The sequence below is a fragment of the Stenotrophomonas sp. SrG genome (genome assembly GCF_050031795.1).
Taxonomy (GTDB): Bacteria; Pseudomonadota; Gammaproteobacteria; order Xanthomonadales; family Xanthomonadaceae; genus Stenotrophomonas; species Stenotrophomonas rhizophila_A.
Map to the genome: position 1 here is coordinate 1 of NZ_JBNBBE010001007.1, position 241 is coordinate 241.

Consider the following 241-nt stretch of genomic DNA (forward strand, 5'->3'; position numbering starts at 1 on the left):
TAACACGTTGACGCGGAAGAGTCCCGCATCCGGCAGGGCGATTGCCATGTTGAGCTCAAGGTCGCGTTCGAACTGGGGCACCTGGCCCTCGTCCATCAGCGAATAGGCGATTTTCTAGACCATCCCGGGCGGCAGCCCGGTATTGCCCAGCGGGTACAGCTTGCCTTCGATCTTGTTGTACACCGGGGCGCCGGTGGTCAAGAACATGTCCTAAGCGGTCTTTTCGGGCCTCAGCTTCAGG

Annotated in this window: 1 pseudogene; it reads right to left on the bottom strand. The window is 60.2% G+C overall.

The annotated features are described in order from the left end of the window. Positions 1-240: pseudogene (locus ACQG3P_RS22530) on the bottom strand (type IV pili twitching motility protein PilT); the annotation flags it as partial. Position 241: the final 1 nt, after the last annotated feature.